The sequence below is a fragment of the Hankyongella ginsenosidimutans genome (genome assembly GCF_005144965.1).
Taxonomy (GTDB): Bacteria; Pseudomonadota; Alphaproteobacteria; order Sphingomonadales; family Sphingomonadaceae; genus Hankyongella; species Hankyongella ginsenosidimutans.
This window is the reverse complement of sequence record NZ_CP039704.1, coordinates 2,348,454-2,363,683: the sequence shown is the minus strand read 5'-3', so window position 1 is coordinate 2,363,683 and position 15,230 is coordinate 2,348,454. Positions and strand designations below refer to the sequence as shown.

At 64.6% G+C, this 15,230-nt stretch carries 16 protein-coding genes and 3 pseudogenes; 7 read left to right on the top strand and 12 right to left on the bottom strand.

The annotated features are described in order from the left end of the window. Positions 1-55: 55 nt before the first annotated feature. From E6W36_RS13920 to E6W36_RS13890, 7 genes are all read right to left on the bottom strand, one after another. Entirely contained in the window at positions 56-373 is a 318-nt protein-coding gene (locus E6W36_RS13920; protein WP_222872973.1) for a flagellar basal body rod C-terminal domain-containing protein, read from the bottom strand. Beyond that, on the bottom strand, positions 343-2,064 hold the full coding sequence (locus E6W36_RS13915) for a FlgK family flagellar hook-associated protein (RefSeq protein ID WP_425459643.1): 1,722 nt from the start codon (positions 2,062-2,064) through the stop codon (positions 343-345). Before E6W36_RS13915 ends, E6W36_RS13920 begins: the two co-directional genes overlap by 31 nt. Continuing rightward, entirely contained in the window at positions 1,967-2,170 is a 204-nt protein-coding gene (locus E6W36_RS13910) for a flagellar basal body protein (protein WP_222872971.1), read from the bottom strand. The genes E6W36_RS13915 and E6W36_RS13910 overlap by 98 nt, the downstream gene beginning before the upstream one ends. Before the next feature lie 204 nt (positions 2,171-2,374). Next, positions 2,375-3,055, bottom strand: a complete 681-nt coding sequence (locus E6W36_RS13905) for a hypothetical protein (protein ID WP_222872970.1) — start codon at positions 3,053-3,055, stop codon at positions 2,375-2,377. Beyond that, positions 3,052-3,588: a hypothetical protein gene (locus tag E6W36_RS13900; RefSeq protein ID WP_222872969.1), complete on the bottom strand. Its 537-nt coding sequence runs from the start codon at positions 3,586-3,588 to the stop codon at positions 3,052-3,054. The genes E6W36_RS13905 and E6W36_RS13900 overlap by 4 nt, the downstream gene beginning before the upstream one ends. Before the next feature lie 2 nt (positions 3,589-3,590). Then, positions 3,591-4,640 carry a response regulator gene (locus E6W36_RS13895; RefSeq protein ID WP_222872968.1) on the bottom strand — a complete coding sequence of 350 codons (1,050 nt, stop codon included), beginning with the start codon at positions 4,638-4,640 and terminating at the stop codon, positions 3,591-3,593. A gap of 194 nt (positions 4,641-4,834) precedes the next feature. Continuing rightward, positions 4,835-5,098 carry a hypothetical protein gene (locus E6W36_RS13890; RefSeq protein WP_222872967.1) on the bottom strand — a complete coding sequence of 88 codons (264 nt, stop codon included), beginning with the start codon at positions 5,096-5,098 and terminating at the stop codon, positions 4,835-4,837. Between the two features lie 420 nt (positions 5,099-5,518). Here E6W36_RS13890 and E6W36_RS13885 point away from each other — a divergent pair, with 420 nt between their 5' ends. Further along, entirely contained in the window at positions 5,519-7,723 is a 2,205-nt protein-coding gene (locus E6W36_RS13885) for a coiled-coil domain-containing protein (RefSeq protein ID WP_222872966.1), read from the top strand. A gap of 59 nt (positions 7,724-7,782) precedes the next feature. On the opposite strand, the gene spbR is transcribed toward E6W36_RS13885, so the two are convergent. After that, positions 7,783-8,907: a SpbR family protein gene (gene spbR, locus E6W36_RS13880; protein ID WP_222872965.1), complete on the bottom strand. Its 1,125-nt coding sequence runs from the start codon at positions 8,905-8,907 to the stop codon at positions 7,783-7,785. A 216-nt stretch (positions 8,908-9,123) separates the two neighbouring features. Here spbR and E6W36_RS13875 point away from each other — a divergent pair, with 216 nt between their 5' ends. From E6W36_RS13875 to E6W36_RS13855, 6 genes and pseudogenes are all read left to right on the top strand, one after another. Further along, on the top strand, positions 9,124-9,567 hold the full coding sequence (locus E6W36_RS13875; RefSeq protein WP_222872964.1) for a c-type cytochrome: 444 nt from the start codon (positions 9,124-9,126) through the stop codon (positions 9,565-9,567). A gap of 203 nt (positions 9,568-9,770) precedes the next feature. Further along, positions 9,771-10,070 (top strand): annotated as a pseudogene (locus tag E6W36_RS20955) (ABC transporter substrate-binding protein); the annotation flags it as partial. Continuing rightward, positions 10,051-10,230 carry an ABC transporter substrate-binding protein gene (locus E6W36_RS20950; protein WP_222872963.1) on the top strand — a complete coding sequence of 60 codons (180 nt, stop codon included), beginning with the start codon at positions 10,051-10,053 and terminating at the stop codon, positions 10,228-10,230. The pseudogene E6W36_RS20955 and the gene E6W36_RS20950, both read left to right, overlap by 20 nt. Then, positions 10,230-10,604: an enolase-like domain-containing protein gene (locus tag E6W36_RS22295; RefSeq protein ID WP_342776682.1), complete on the top strand. Its 375-nt coding sequence runs from the start codon at positions 10,230-10,232 to the stop codon at positions 10,602-10,604. The genes E6W36_RS20950 and E6W36_RS22295 overlap by 1 nt, the downstream gene beginning before the upstream one ends. A gap of 25 nt (positions 10,605-10,629) precedes the next feature. After that, on the top strand, positions 10,630-11,253 hold the full coding sequence (locus tag E6W36_RS22290) for an enolase C-terminal domain-like protein (RefSeq protein WP_342776681.1): 624 nt from the start codon (positions 10,630-10,632) through the stop codon (positions 11,251-11,253). Further along, positions 11,243-11,475 (top strand): annotated as a pseudogene (locus tag E6W36_RS13855) (DUF4170 domain-containing protein). Before E6W36_RS22290 ends, E6W36_RS13855 begins: the two are co-directional and overlap by 11 nt. A 26-nt stretch (positions 11,476-11,501) precedes the next feature. Here the strand turns inward: E6W36_RS13855 and E6W36_RS20945 are convergent. The 4 genes and pseudogenes from E6W36_RS20945 to greA form a co-directional block, all read right to left on the bottom strand. Further along, positions 11,502-11,708: a rhomboid family intramembrane serine protease gene (locus E6W36_RS20945; protein WP_222872962.1), complete on the bottom strand. Its 207-nt coding sequence runs from the start codon at positions 11,706-11,708 to the stop codon at positions 11,502-11,504. 82 nt (positions 11,709-11,790) lie between these two features. Further along, positions 11,791-12,328: pseudogene (locus E6W36_RS23640) on the bottom strand (rhomboid family intramembrane serine protease); the annotation flags it as partial. Positions 12,329-12,385: 57 nt separating this feature from the next. Then, positions 12,386-14,551, bottom strand: a complete 2,166-nt coding sequence (locus E6W36_RS13840; RefSeq protein ID WP_222872960.1) for a methyl-accepting chemotaxis protein — start codon at positions 14,549-14,551, stop codon at positions 12,386-12,388. Between the two features lie 105 nt (positions 14,552-14,656). Beyond that, positions 14,657-15,133 carry a transcription elongation factor GreA gene (greA, locus tag E6W36_RS13835; protein WP_246047743.1) on the bottom strand — a complete coding sequence of 159 codons (477 nt, stop codon included), beginning with the start codon at positions 15,131-15,133 and terminating at the stop codon, positions 14,657-14,659. Positions 15,134-15,230 lie beyond the last annotated feature (97 nt).

The window sequence follows — 15,230 nt, the reverse complement described above, 5'->3', positions numbered from 1 at the left end:
ATCAGCGACTGGTTCTGCGAAAAGCTGGCGACCCTGGTCATAGCGTATATTCCTGTCAGATGGCGTTGAGCAGCGTGTCGTAGATATCGCGTGCCGCGGTCAGCACGCGCGCGGCGGCGCTGTAGCTGTTCTGGAAGACCACGAGGTTGGCGAGTTCTTCGTCCAGGTTAACCCCGGCAAAATCGTCCCGGCGCTTGATGACGTCATTGCGCAGGGCTTCGGCATCGATACGGCCGGCTTCGGCGGCCTGCGCCGAGATTGCCGTCTCGCCGAGGAAAGACCCGAGATATTGCGACAACGTCGCGTTCGCCGCCGTCACCGGACCTGCCGCCTTGAATGCGATCACCTGATCCTGCAGGCCGCGTAGCGCCACCGCGCCGCGCTGGTCGCCGACGCCGAGCGCGACGGCGCCGACAGCGATACTTGGATCGAACTTCGCCAACCCCAGACGGAACGGGTTCTGCTGGATATCCTTGCGGATGCTGAGGCCGCGCGCGCCGTTCGCCTGTACGCCGACGCCAAGGCCGAACTGGCTGCTGAGCGAGACGCCGGTCCCGCCCCTGTCGGTCGTGTCCCGCGCGATGCGGATGCTGTATGGCCCGACGTTCGGCGCAGACGTAACGGAAAGCGCCCCTGGGAATCAAGACCGAACTGCACATAATTCCCCAGTGCGCCGGCGCCGTTCAGGGTGGAAAGCAGGTCGTTATACGTCGCCCCGCCGACATTCAGCGTATAGCGCGCCACCACCCGGTTGTTGGCGTCGCGCACCTCGAAATCGGTCTGGCCGCCCGCGAGGAAGCCGTGGGCGTCGCTGCCCTTGACCCCGGTGTTGTAGTTGCTGGGTTTGTCGCCGACGATCAGGTCGTTGAGGCCGAAATATTGTGAGAACCCCTGCCCGGCACGCTGGCTTGGCGTCGTCGGGTCGTCGGCGATGACGACGCCGTTGCCAGCGCCTGCGGCCGTAAAGCTCAGCTTGCCGTTGTTGAGGCTTACGGTCGCCGCGCCGCCAAGACCGGTGTTGATCTGGCTGATGACCGTGGAGAGCGGCGTGTTGGCTGGCAGGCTCCCGAAGTCGATGGTTGTCTTGGCGACAACGGCACCAGTGCTGTCGACGACCGCGAAAGTCGAGACGCCGGTGAACCCGTTCGGATCGGAGAGCGTGAGGCCGGTGTTGCGCCCGACGAGGCTTGGCGGCGGCGGCACGGACGTATTGGCGTTATGGATCGCATTGACGCTGTCACGAAAGCCCCGCGCCAGTTCGCCAAGCCCGTCGGCGATTGCGGGAAGCTGATTGTCACGCAGATCGATAAGGCCGCTCAACCGCCCAGAGGACAAATCGGCGTCGAGGGTCAGGCCGGTGTCGACAGCGATGCCGGACACCGGGTCGATGCGGGACACCTTGATCGCGGGAAACACGGTCTCGGCCGAGGCCGACGCCGAGCCGCTGTAATCCAGACGGCGCGCTGCGTGATCGAGCAGGGTCTGGCCGCGCGCCGTGGAGATCTGCACAGAGCCGTCCGGTTGCTCCTGCACGCGGATGTCGACCAGTTCGGCAAGTTGATTGAGCGCCTGCGCGCGTTGTTCCTCCAGCCCGGCGCTTTCCTGGCCGCTGGCGCGGGCACGCACGATCTGGCTGTTGAGCTGCTGCGTGCGCTGCAGCGTCTGGTTGATGACAGTCACGGTCTCGCCGATCTGGCTGGACGCGTCGACCCGCAGCGCCTGCACGCTGCTGCCCAGGCTGGCGATGTCGTCGAGGAAGCGGCTTATCTCGGTGATCACCGCCTGCCGGCGTACGCTGTCGGCGGGGTCGGCCGTCAGATCGGCGATCGCGGAAAGATGCTGTCGGCGCGCGCCGCCAGACCAGTTTTCGAATCCGGCGAACCGATCAGGCCCTGCAGGCGGTCCTGGAACTGGTTGAGCGCTTCGAAGCGCCCGAAATCCGACGTCGCGGCATAAGCGGCGGCGCTCAGGAAGAGTCAGCAACCCGCTGAACGTTGCTGACGCGCACGCCGAACCCGCCGCCGCCAGCCACCAATCCCTCGAGGTCGACCGTCTGGCGCGCATAGCCCGGCGTGTTGACGTTCGCGACGTTGTTGGAAATCGTGCGGATCGCCGCCTGGCTCGCGGACAGCCCCGTGTACGCCGTATTGATGATGCTGTTTATGCTCATGCGCAATTCCTGCCGGGTTCATGCGCCCGACCCGGCAGAAACGACCCGCCGCCCGGCTGCTGCCGGGGCGATAAACAGCCGAACAAACGGCTGGTTTTCAGGAGGATCGGCCTTGGTCTCATGGCTGCCTGTTGCTGTGTTCACGGAGAACACCGCAAAGGATGTGCCAGTTAGAACCCGATTCACTCTCAAAGCGATCAAGATCTAACGGCGAACGGCCTCGATCTTCAGGGCCAGGGTCGCCAGACCATGCAGCGCCAGAACCCAGGCAGCCGCCAGATCGCCGCCAGTCAGGCTGGCGACGCCGTAGAGCACGCCGGTTGCAAGTGGCGAGACGCCGAAGCTTCGGTGAAGCTGCGCCCATGGGGCGGCACGCTGCGGACCAAGCCGGGCATCAAGCGCCAGCGCCGCAAGCAGGACGAAGAGCGGCAGCGCCGTCTCGAGCGGCCAGACAATGCAGGCCCAGACGATGAACAGGAGGAGCCAGACCAGCGGCGCCGGCTTGACGAGCCGTTGCAGCCCATCGGCCTGCGTTGGATCGTCGCTTGAGAGCGTCGCCAGATCGATAAACAGCCGCGACGCCCACGGCCAGAGCATCGCCAGACCGGCAGCCGAAAGCGGCCCGGCAAGCAGCAGCGCCGCCGGTGGAAGCAGCGCGCCGAGCGCCAGCAGGCCCTGCCAGACCAGGCTGGGCAGCGCCGCCGCATCATTGAGGCGCAGCGCCGCGCGATCGATGAGCGGCTCGAGCCAGGCATGCGGCCAGGCGGGTGCCGGCGGCGGCAGCATCGCCTGGTGCAGCGCCGCTTCTGCAGGGTCGGCTGTGGGGCCGTCGACGGCGCGCCAAAGCCAGGGCCTGGTCGCCGGCGCGCCGCCCTGGTCTGTCACGTCGACAAAGGTCGCCGAGCCCGCGTCGATGGCCGCGCGCGGCAGGGTCTGTTGCAGATCCCAATCGCCAAGGCTTGCTGCAACCCGCTTGACCAGCGACGCTTCGTAAATGCCGATCCCGGCGCTGGCGTAATCGGCGTCCAGGCGTACCGCACTCTGGGGGCGGATGACGCCGGCCAGACCGCCAGAGCAGCAGACTCGGGCGCGCCCGCCATGAGGCGGGACAGACGACGGTCAAGCACCAGGCCTTCGTCAAACACGATGACGCGATCATGGGACTCGAGATGCGGGGCGATTTCGGCAGCGGTATGGACGACGACCGCCGGCAGCGGCCAGCGCTCCGCCTTAAGCGCCGCATCCAGCCCCGGCAGCCCGGCGTCCGCCAGCAGGATGAGTTTATCCGCACCGGCCGCAGCCGCCTGCCGCGCGACCAGCGCCAGCAGGCTGCGACCCATCACTGGCAGCAAGGCGCGCGGGCCGGGCTTCTCGCCGACCGTCAGCTGCAGCGCAAAGGTCAGGGCAACCAGGGCCATCGCTAGCCCTCGAAACGCGCGATCACGGTCTCCAGCCCCTTGACGAGCGCCTTGCCGGTCTCGCCACCATCGGCCTTCAACCGATCGCGGATCACGGCGCGCATGGCGTCGACATGGGCCTTGATGATCTCGACGTGCCGGTCCTGAATAGCCGTGCGCATACCTGAGAAGCGGTTCAACGAGGTCGCGATGGTGGTGACAAGGGCGTAACCGAATGTGCCGCCCTGCCCTTTCATGTCGTGAGCGATGGCGTTGATCTGCTCGAACAGCAGGCGACGGGCGTCCGGCGTATCGACGCAGCGCCGGTGCAATTCGAGCAACTGCTCGATCTGCCGGGAGACCCAGTCCGGATAGTCTTCCGCCATATCCTCGAAAAGCTTCTCCGCACTTGCCAGCAGGGCCTCGTCCAGCACCAGCGGCGTATCGCCGCCCAGCCCCGCCGTTTTCTCCTTCAGGCGGTTGCGGAACCGGTAGAGCCGCACCCGGACTTTCGGCTTGGCCGCCTCAGCCATGAACGACCTCCACTTCCGGGCTCTTGTCAGTGAGGCTGCGCCGCTCCGGCCCTTCGTGCGGCAACATCTGACGCCGCCGGTCCGGCCCGAAATAATCCTTGGTATGCACGTACTGGCGGTTGCGCGAAATGGTGGTGACCAGCTTTTCCCCAAGGCGCGGATGGTGAACGGCTTGGTGATGACCTCTGTGACGCCCATGTCACGAAGTTCCTCCACGCGGCTGCGTTCGCTGTGCGCCGTCAGCATGAGGAACGGCACGAAGCGATCCGGCGAGTCCTTGTGGCGTCGCACCCAGCGCAGCAGCATCGTGCCGTCGACCGGCGACATTTCCCAGTTGGAAATGATGAGGTCGACCGACATCATGCCGGCGCGCACCGGATCCTTCTGCACCATCTGCAGCAGTTCGATCGCGCTGCCGCCGTGATCTTGCAGCGAAATCTGCCCGACACCCAGCACGCGCAGCGAATTCGCCAGCAGCGACCGGATGAACATGCTGTCGTCAACGACGACCACACTCAAGCGCTCAAGGTTAAGCGCCATATATACTCCCCACTGAGCCTTGGCCTACAATCTATAGTCGGCTGCTGCGCAAGCCGCAACCGGAACGATGGCGAAGGCCGGAAAATTGAGAAGCTGGAAAAACGTCTGCCGTCAGGCGGCGGCGAGAAATGCGCTGGCGCAATCCCGAACCTGCGCCGCCTCCAGACGGAGCTGCGACTGCAGGTCCGGCCAGGCTATGCCGTTCTGATCCGCCATGGCGGCAAGCGCGCCGAGGCGCATTGCACCGATGCTGCAGGCGGCGCCTTGAGGCGGTGCGCATCCTCCCGCCAGTCGTCGGCCACCAGCGCCGCATCGAGCAGGCGCATGTGAAAATCGAGTGTCGCCAGAAAATCCTGCAGCAAATCCAGCGCAAGTGCGAAATCGCCGCCGGCAAACGCGATCACATGGGCGGTATCAAGCACGGACGCGCCGGAAAGCTGATCAAAGGGCGACGCCATGGGCTATTCTCACGGAAATTGTGCGATTTTCGCCGTTCGCGCTTTGACCAGTGCCGTAAAAGGATTAACGAGTCATTGAGAACCTAGACCTTGATCGCTTCAGATTGGATCGATCTGAAACGTGAATCATGGTCTCATTCATGGGAAAGAGCCTGATTCACGCCATCGGTCGAAGCAAGCATGCTTTCCACCTCAGCCGGTCAGGTTCCAGGGATCAAGGCGGATGACTGCGCAAGCGCAACGATTTAGCACGCAGACTGAGGACGTCGCGGAAGCATCGCCGGAACCGGCCGCAAGCCTTGAGCCGACGTCCGACGCCGAGCCGGCGGCGTCGTCCGACCCCGAGCCGGATAGCGCCCGGCGCCCGCCCTTCCCTGGATACTCGGCATCGCGGGCGCGCTGTCCTTCCTGTGGCTCGGCGTGGTGCTTGCCGGCGTTGGCCTATTCACCGCCGTGGATGCCTGGCGGGACTTCAGCCTTGCGGGCTGGGCCAGCATCATCGCCGCCATCACTGCGCCGCTCTGCCTCGTCTGGCTGGTCGCTCTCGCGCTGCTGCTGCACCGCAAGCCGCCCGGCACCGCCATCGGCTGGACGATCGAGGAGACGCAGCGGCTGGCCTATGTCGCCGCTCAGATGAGCGAAGAAATCAGCAGGTTCGACGGGGCGGTGGCGATTGTCGCCGAGCGGGTTCATGCGGGTCGCGCGGCGATCGGCGCCGATCTCGCCGGCCTGATCGGCCATGCCGCCGATGTGGACAGCAGAACCCAGCGGATCGTCGCGGAAGTCGAGGCCGCCAGCATGAAGGCGCAGCGGTTGACCGCCGACCTGACGCAGGCCGGCGCGGACGCACTGCGCAGCGTGGAGTCCGTCACATCCGCAGTGCAGCCGGCGCAGCGGGACGTCGAGATGCTGGATGCGCGCCTGCAGGCGCTTGACGCCAGCCTCGCCCGCGCGGGTGCGACCGCGCAGGAACAGGTGGACGGCCTGCATGCAACCCTCGAGCGCCTTGCCCGGGAACAGACAGCAACGCAGACCGCCATCGAGCAACTGGGCCAGGCCTTGACGCCGCTCGGCCAGCAGGCGGCCGATCTGTGCGGCCGCCTGCGCGCGGAAGCCGCAAGTCTGGCGACCGCTGCGGACCAGCAGGGCAGCCGTCTCGAGGCGACCGGCGAGAATGTGCGCACGGCGCTGGAAGGCTTGCTGACCGACATGTCGAACACGCTTGAGGCGACACAACGCGCCATACATGCCCAGAGCGCCGCCCTGCACGCCAACGCGCAGAGCTGGGCGGACCATGCGCGCAGCGCCACGCGCGAGGCACTGAAAATCCTGAACAACGGCATCAGCGCCAACCGGCTGGCGTCCGGGCAGACCATCGAGATCCTCCATCGCGACGTCGCAGCCGTCACGCAGGCGACCGGCGATGCGCAGAACCGGCTTTCGGCGCTGAAAGACGCATTGAGCAGCGCCGTTGCGGCCGGCGTGCAGGAACTTGAACGCCTCTCAGCCCAGACCCGTGCCGCGTTCGAAGGCAGTGCTGCGCTCGATGCGCCGCTTTCCGCCCTGGATGGACGCGCTGAGGCGCTGGGCGCGCGGATGCACCGCCTGCTGGCGGACGTCGGGACGCTGACCCAAAGCCTCGACCAAACCCTGACGCAGAAAAGCGAGGCTTTCGACCATGTTCAGACCAAGCGGATCGCGCTCGCCAAGGCGCTCGCTGAACAGATGTCGGCGCTGGAGACACAGGCGCAGTCCACCAATGCGGCTCTGGGCGATACAACGGCGGGGCTGACCCACCTCAGCGCCGCACTGGCGCGTGAGACCGATCGCCTGGCGGACACGCACTGCGACGTCGGCGAGAAAATCCAGCTTCTCGCCCAGGAGATCACGCAATTGCGTGAGGACGCCGCCGCAACCGGCCTCAAGGTTTCCTCCGACCTGCTCGAGGCCCTGAACCGTATCCGCGCCGCTGCACTGCAGGCACGCAGCGCCATCGACGACACCGCAGGCGACATCGCCTCCGCCGTCAGCAATCGCCTGACTGGATTGAACCTGGCAGCCATCCGCGCATCGATCCTGGCACCGGTCGAGGATGCACTGGCAGCGCTCGAAGATGCGGGCCGATCGGCCGCCGCCGGTGCAGGTGCCCGCGCCGCCGAGCTGGAGGGCAGCCTTGCGCGCATCGAGGCCGCCGCCCGCGCCGCCCAGCGCGCGGTCACCGAGGCCGAAACCCGGCAGGAGCGGATCAGCAGCGCCGATTACAGCCGTATGTCCGCGGCCCTGATCGAACGCCTGAACTCGTCCGCAATCGATGTCGCCAAGGCCATGGCCGTGGACCTGCCCGATACCTACTGGCAGGAGTATCTGAAGGGCGACCGCAGCGTCTTCGCGCGCCGCGCCCGCCAACTGCTTGACCGCAGCGAGCGCACCCACATCAACAAGCTCTACAGGGACGATGCCGAATTCCGCGAGCAGGTGCACCGGTTCGTGCAGGACTTTGAGCGACTGATCGGGCGGAGCATGCAGGAACGCGAGGGCCAGGCCATCGCCGTGACGCTGCTGAGTTCAGACCTTGGCAAGCTTTACGTAGCGCTCGCCCAGTCGATCAAGCGGCTGAGCAGCTAGGGTCAGGACTCATTAAGAATGAGGGCGAGGCCGCGTCAACCGATGCTGTGAAGCAGGCTCTAATGTCGCATGGTGGACTGCGGTTTATCGGTAATCTTGCCGATGAAGTAATCGATATCCGCACCGTCGAAATCGTCTTCGAAGAAGGTGAGCAGGCGCTCCAGCATGCGCTTCTGATATTCGTGACGATCCTCCGGCTGGCTGTACTGCAACTCTTCCGCGATATCGATCGCCGCGCGCGCGACATCGACCATGCGGTCGGACAGGCCGCAGTGCTTGAACAGCCGGCGCAGGCCGTTGCCACCGCGGTCATGGATCAACTGGAAGGCGTTCGCCACCGGAATGCCGGCGCGCTTGGCAAGCGCCGCCTCGAAGAAGGTATGGTCGCCCATGCACAGCGCACGCAGGATGATGGTTGGCGTCAGGCGGCCGTTGGAGGCCAATTGGTCGACCAGCTCGAACACGTCCGGCCCATCCGAGCGGCCGTCCAGCAGGTGCAGGGTGGCGCGCTCACGGGTATCCAGCAGCAGGTCCATCGCCACATCGGCCGACAACTGGTGGTGGGTCACCAGGTGGTCGCGGATGTGCTCCGACACCAGATTGACCAACCGCTCGGCGATGCCCATCGGCAGCGAGGAGCGTTGCGCCATCGGGTTCGAAATACGCTGCACATGGCCGAATTCGTCGAGCACGCGGGTCATGGTCTTTTCGCTGAGCACGGCGCCATCGTTGCTGACCAGACGGGCGACGACGTCCTCGTTGCCGGTGTCGACCAGTCGGTCGGACACGCGCTCGGAGACGGCTTCGCGCCCCGCGACCGCCACCTGGAACTCCACGGGCTTGGAGTTGATGATGGCGATCAGATCGTCGTCGGTCAGAACGGATGACATCTCGATGAACGGCAGCGCCACTTCGGAGACGTCGTTGGAGAGTTCAAGCGCCAGGTCGTGCGGCAGGTCCGGGCTGAGGCGGATGGTTTGCGACAGAGCGGCGCGCACCTTCACCTCGACATCTTTCATCATCAGCCGGCAGATTTCCTCCGCCATGTGGCGTTCTTTGTCGCTCAGGCCGGCCTTGGTCATGGTTTCGCCAAGGCGCTGCGCTGTCTGCGCCCGGGTGTCCGCAGATTTCTCGGTCATCAATGCGGCGACATCGGCACTGCTCAGCATATTGGCCTTGGACACGGGCAAACCTTTCCAAACGAACGACGCACGCAGTATTTCACTGCGCAGAGCCTACTCTATGGACGCTGGAGCGTTAAACCCGAGTTAAGTGAGCGGGCGTTCCGGGCCAGGCGCCTGCTCCGCGCGCCATGAAATGCGGTCCAGTCGTCGTCACAGTCCTTTAAATTGCCCAATTGCATAACCATAGCGTGAATGCAGGACACACAGGCTACAGCCATGCAGCGACAAACGATCATGCGCACTGGAATGCAAGCAGCCCGATTGGGCATGCTTCTGACCGCTGCTGTCCTCGCCATGCCCGCCCAGGCGCAGGACGCGCAGGACCCGATTGTCGGCCAGAAGCTGTTTCGCCAGCGCTGCGCCAGTTGCCACTGGATCGTCGACAAGCCCGGCCGCCTGACCAAATCCGGGCCGCCGCTCGCCGGCCTCTTCGGGCGCGTGGCCGGAACATATCCCGGGTTCAGCGAGTATTCATCGGGATTGGTGGAATGGGGCAAGACATGGACACCGGCGGCGCTGGACACCTACATCGCCGACCCGAAAACAATCGCCGCGAACACCAGCATGCGCATCGGCTATGCCGGTGTGCGCAACAGCCAGGATCGCGCCCACATCATCGCCTATCTGAAACTGGCCGCCAGCGACCCGAAAGCCGACTAACTCCCTGAAAAGGACGACATCATGCAGCTTCGCAGTTTGACACTCCCGGTGCCCTCGCGCTGGCGCTCGGCGCACTGACGCCCTGTCTGTTCATCGCCGGTCCAGCCGCGGCGGCGGTGCAGGCGACGGATGCACGCGCCTACATCCAGAATCTCTGACCGTGCTTTCGGCGTCCTGCGCGACGGCTCGGTGAGCGAAAAGTTCGCACCGACCGGTTTCAGGCGCTGCTGCTTGAAGGGTTTGCCGTCAAGTCGATCGGCCGCCGTGTGCTCTCGCGCTATGGGCGCAGTGCAACGCCGGAGCAGCTTGCTGACTACGACGCCGCGTTTCCCCGTTACATGGTGACGATCTATCAGACCCGCCTGATCGACTATAAGGATGCGACTTTGAAGGTTGCGAAGGTGGAACAGGTGGATGCGAACAACCAGATCGTCCACGCCATCGTCTCCGGCGCCCCTGCAGGAGCCGGTGAAAGCCGACTGGGTGGTGCGCAAGACAAATGACGGCTTCAAGATCGTCGATCTATACATTCAGGGCGTGAGCCTCGTGATCACGCAGCAGGCCGACTTCGCAGCACGCATCGATCAGGCTGGCACGCCGCAGAAAGGCATCGATCAATTGATCGCCCTGATGCGCAACACCCAGACCGCCAGCGCGAAATAGTGACCCGGCGCTCGCTCGACGCCCGGATTGCCCGCTTTGCGCTTGCCAAGCCGTTCCGGATCGCACGCGGCGTCAAGACGGAAGCCACGACCCTGGAGGTCAGGATCCAGGAGGGCGACTGTTTCGGCTGGGCGGAGGCTGTGCCCTATCCGCGGTACGGCGAAACCCCTGAGCAGGCCCTGGCTCTGCTGGAGCAGGTGCGGCCGCAGATCGAGGCAGGAGCAGACCGGGACACGCTCGCCAGCCTGCTGCCGCCGGCGCCGTGCGCAACGCCCTCGATTGCGCGCTGTGGCACCTGGAGGCGCAGAGGCGCGGCACGCCAGTCTATGCCCTGGCGGCCTTGCCGCCGCCGGAGCCGGTCGAGACCGCGCTGACGATCAGCATCGACACGCCGGGAGCATGGCCGCCGAGGCGGCGCAGGCAGCCGCGCAAACCCTTGCGCCGCTCTTGAAGATCAAGCTGGATGCGGAGATGGCGGTCGAGCGGATCACTGCCGTCCATCGCGCCGCCCCTGCCGCGCGGCTGATCCTGGACGCCAACGAGAGCTGGACACCGTCGATCCTGCAGGCCGTCTGCGCGGTCGCCGCCGAAAACGGTGCCGTGCTGATCGAGCAGCCACTGCCTGCCGGCGCCGATCAGGCGCTGGTGCGCGGGCAGTCGCCGGTGCCGATCTGTGCAGACGAAAGCTGCCATACCCATGACGATCTGGCATTCATTGCGCCGCGTTATGACGCGGTCAACATCAAGCTCGACAAATGCGGCGGCTTGACCGAGGCGATTGCGCTCTACCGGGCGGCGCGCGCACTGGACCTAGAGGTCATGGTCGGCTGCATGGTCGGGTCGTCCTCGCCATGGCACCCGCCATGCTGCTCGCCGGGTTCGCCGATTATGTCGACCTCGACGGACCGCTGCTGCTTGCGGAAGATCGTGCAGACGGGCTTGCATCCTTTGGGCAGCGGCTCTATCCGCCTGTCGCCGCCCTTTGGGGCTGACAGACTTTCAAGGAGGCGCCATGACCGATAAACCCCTGTTGCATCTTGTGTTTGGCGGACGCGTCAAAGACCCCAGGGCCTCGACTTCGAGGACCTGACCAAGCTCGACATTGTCGGCATCTATCCGGACTATCAGTCTGCCGAGTCGGCGTGGCGGTCCGCCGCGCAGCGCACCGTCGACGATGCGCAGATGCGCTATGTCGTCGTGCACCTGCACCGGCTGCTGGAGCCGGACGCCGAGCACCAACATTAGAGTATGATCGTTTCAGATTGAATCAATCATGCTCTAATCTCCGGGAGAAGCGACCCTCGCGGAGACCGCGCGCAGCATGGGGGCGTCAGCACCAGCCCGGCGAGGAACCCGCCGATATGCGCCCAGATCGCGACGAGCGAATTGCCGCCGCTGCTGAAGTCCAGCAGAAGTTGCAGGCCGATCCAGGTGGCCGCGATCCATAACACCCGCAGCAGGCGGCCGGAAACCCGCACCCCAGCAGCGTCCGGGACGCCACCTTTCACGCGAGAACAGCATGGCATAGCCACCGAACAGGCCGGCGATGGCACCACTTGCGCCGATGACCGGGATCATCGACGTCGGATCGGCAAAGGCCTGCAGCAACCCGCCAGCGATGCCGGACAGGATATACAGCGCCAGCGTCCACGGCGACAAGCACCCACTCGACCGGGCGGCCGACCACCAGCAGCATGAGCATGTTGGCGCCAAGGTGCAGCCAGCTTGCATGCAGAAACAGCGCAGTCAGCAGGGTCGCCACGCGCCAGTTGTGCAGCGCCTCGTTCGCCTGCACGCCCAGCAGCAGCGCCGGGATCAGCCCGCCGCGCTGACTGGCGGCGAAATCGAATTCCGGTCCGCCCAGCCACTGCGCAGCAAAACCAGCAGGCAACAGATCGCCAGGCCCTGGGTGACTGGCGTGCGAACGGGCCGGGGCGGCTTGAAGTTCATCATCCCGCCTTGCTAGCCCAAGTCGCGCGAAGGTTAAATGTCCGTGCGTCGAAAAGTCATGAGCCTGATCGGTTGAGGCGGAATCATCATTGCGAGACGCATAGCGCCGAAGCAATCCAGGAACACCCGTGTTTCCATGGATCGCCATCCCGGCTTTCGCGGGGACGGCGATCCCATCAAATGTCGTCAGGCTCTGGCGTATCCGTTACGCGGCGCGGACGCGATCCAGGAACAGGTTGACCTGCTCTTCCAGGCGCGCGGCCTGTTCGGTGAGTTCTGCCGCGGATTGCAGCGACTCGAGCGCTGCAGAACCAGTCGCATCCACGCCTTCACGTACCTGCAGGATGTTCTGGGCGACTTCGAGGGTGCCGGTCGCCGCCTGCTGGGTGTTGCGGGAGATTTCCGTGGTGGTGACCGACTGCTGCTCGACCGCAGCGGCGACGACGGCCGAAATCTCGTTCATGTCGCGAATGATATCGCGGATATCCGAGATGGCGCTCACAGCTTCCGTGGTGACGGTCTGGATCGAGGCGATCTGCTGGGCGATCTCCTCCGTCGCGCGGGCGGTCTGGCCAGCCAGTGATTTGACTTCCGAGGCCACAACCGCAAAGCCGCGACCCGCCTCGCCAGCGCGCGCCGCCTCGATGGTGGCGTTGAGTGCCAGCAGGTTGGTCTGCTCCGCGATATTCTGGATGAGTTCGACAACCTCGCCGATCTTCTGGGCGTCGGTCGAGAGACCGGCCACGATCTGGTCCGTGCGCTGCGCCCGCTGCACGGCACGCTCGGCGATCCGGGACGATTCGACCACGCGACCGGCGACTTCCGCGATCGACTTGCTCATTTCTTCGGTTGCGCTTGCGACCGTGGAGACGTTGGCGCTGGCCTGTTCGGCGGCCGCCGCCACGCCTGCGGTAATGCCGATGCTGGTCTGGGCAGTGTGCGACGCCATCTCCGCGCCACCCTGAATCTTGCGAGCGGCATCCGCCACGACCTCGACGATGTGCTTCACACTCGATTCGAAGCTGTTGGCCAGCTCGTTCATCGTGTGGCGCTTTTCCTGCTCGGCGCGGACACGCTCGGCTTCGTCGCGCTCACGCTGCGCAATTTCTGCTGCGCGCTGGTCTTCCATCCGGCGGCGCTCCGCCTCTTCCTTCTCGATGCGCGCCTGCTCCTGCTCGGCACGCAGCGCGTCCATGGCGATGGCGTTCTCCTTGAACACCTGAACCGCCTTGGCCATTTCGCCGATTTCGTCCGCCCGCTCGGTGCCGGTGATCTCGATGTTGTTGTCGCCGCGGCTCAGCTTGTTCATGGCACCAGCCATATCGGTGATCGGCTTGGCGATCAGGCGGATGGTTGCCAGAACGGCCCCGATCGCCATCACGATGCCGGCGAGCATGGCGATGATCGCGATGAAGCGGCCGCCATTGGCGCTGGCAACGCCATCCTTGATGCCGCCCAGGCTCTTTTCACTGATCGCGCCGGACATGCTGGCCATCGCCTTCTGCAGCTCAGGGCTGGTCTGCATGAGGATGCGGTCAACTGCCGCGTTGCGCTCATTCGTGAGCTTGACGATCGTCTTGAAACCATCCGAATAATCGACAATCTTGCCGATTACCTCGTCAGCCTTGGCGACCAAGGCCGGGTCCTTCACGACATCGTAGAGGCCGTTCAGCTGGTCTTCGAGGTCCAGCAATTGATTGCGCGCACCCTCTGCCGCTTCCTTGCTGCCGTCCGACAGGAAGCGGTTGGCGTCAATACGACTGCGAAGGTAGGTCGCCGAGGCCTGGCTGGATGCCTTGGCCGCGGCAAGATTGCGCTGCTCGAAGCTTGCCTGGGCGATTTCCTCCAGCAGCGCGCTGAGCTGAGGCCCGACGACATAGATCTGCGCTTCGGCGATCTTGTTGATCTGCGCCTGACTGCTGACGATGGTCGTGAAGTCCTTGTCAAGCGCCGACACCAGCTTATGGGCTTTGTCGACATCCTGGGCTTTGCCCAGCGCCTCCAGCGTACTGCGCGAGTCGTTCAGCGCCTTGTCGGTCGCCTTGATGAGCGTCTTTGTCCTCTCGACCAGCTTCTGGTCCTTCGAGATCACGAACGCCTTGATCTGATTCTGGACCTGCAGGCCCTGGACGCGGTTTTCGGTAATCTTCTCTGCTTTGACGCTCAGCGTGGAGGTCTGGAGCAAGGAGGAGGCAGCCGTGTTCAGGTTCCAGACGGAGAAGCCGGCGACGCCAGCGATCACGGCGATCATCGCGCCGTAGCTGATCCAGACCTTCTTAGATATCTTCGCATCCGCAAACGCCTGCATGTTCAAGGCTGGTGCCTTGAGACCCTTCAGACGATCCGTGAATGCCGACGAAGCCACGAACATATGCTACTCCAAACCAAAAAATCGATCTGGATCATGGGTAGCAAGGCGCGGCTTAAAAAGGTGAAGTCGCGCTAACCGTCTCGATCAATTCTTTCAGCCAAAGCCTTATTTGAATTCGACCTTGGCGATTTCATAGTATTTTTCGCCGGAGGGGTCATGACCTCCACCTCGTCGCCGACCTGCCGCCCGATCAGGGCGCCCCAGCGGGGAGGTGTAGGAAATGCGGCCGGACTTCGCGTCCGCCTCGTACTGGCCGACGATCTGATAGACCACCGTCTTGTCGTCTTCGTCAATCAAGCTGACGGTTCCTCCGAACACGACCTTGCTGCCGGACAGCCGGGTCGGGTCGATGACCTGTGCACGGCTCAGCCGATCCTCGAACTCGGCGATCATTGCTTCGATCTGGCCCTGACGTTCCTTGGCGGCGTGGTACTCCGCATTCTCCGACAGGTCGCCGTGAGCACGCGCTTCCTCGATCGCCTCGACCACGCCTGGACGATCCACGGTCTTCAGCCTGTGCAGGTCCGACTGCAGAGTCTCGAAGCCAGACATCAGCATCGGCAGTTTTTCAGCGCTCGCCATGACTCAGTATCCTCAAACTTCTGAACCGCCAGACACAACAGCAGGATTTCAAACGGCAGAGAGACCGTCCGACGTCCGTCACTGCTACAGGCGAGCC

Coding starts and splice junctions, on each gene's coding strand:
- E6W36_RS13915 (WP_425459643.1), bottom strand. CDS start 2,064: ATGCGCGCCAGACGGTCGACCTCGAGGGATTGGTGGCTGGCGGCGGCG.
- E6W36_RS13910 (WP_222872971.1), bottom strand. CDS start 2,170: ATGAGCATAAACAGCATCATCAATACGGCGTACACGGGGCTGTCCGCG.
- E6W36_RS13900 (WP_222872969.1), bottom strand. CDS start 3,588: ATGGCCCTGGTTGCCCTGACCTTTGCGCTGCAGCTGACGGTCGGCGAG.
- E6W36_RS13895 (WP_222872968.1), bottom strand. CDS start 4,640: ATGGCGCTTAACCTTGAGCGCTTGAGTGTGGTCGTCGTTGACGACAGC.
- E6W36_RS13890 (WP_222872967.1), bottom strand. CDS start 5,098: ATGGCGTCGCCCTTTGATCAGCTTTCCGGCGCGTCCGTGCTTGATACC.
- E6W36_RS13875 (WP_222872964.1), top strand. CDS start 9,124: ATGCAGCGACAAACGATCATGCGCACTGGAATGCAAGCAGCCCGATTG.
- E6W36_RS22290 (WP_342776681.1), top strand. CDS start 10,630: ATGGCCGCCGAGGCGGCGCAGGCAGCCGCGCAAACCCTTGCGCCGCTC.
- E6W36_RS13840 (WP_222872960.1), bottom strand. CDS start 14,551: ATGTTCGTGGCTTCGTCGGCATTCACGGATCGTCTGAAGGGTCTCAAG.
- greA (WP_246047743.1), bottom strand. CDS start 15,133: ATGGCGAGCGCTGAAAAACTGCCGATGCTGATGTCTGGCTTCGAGACT.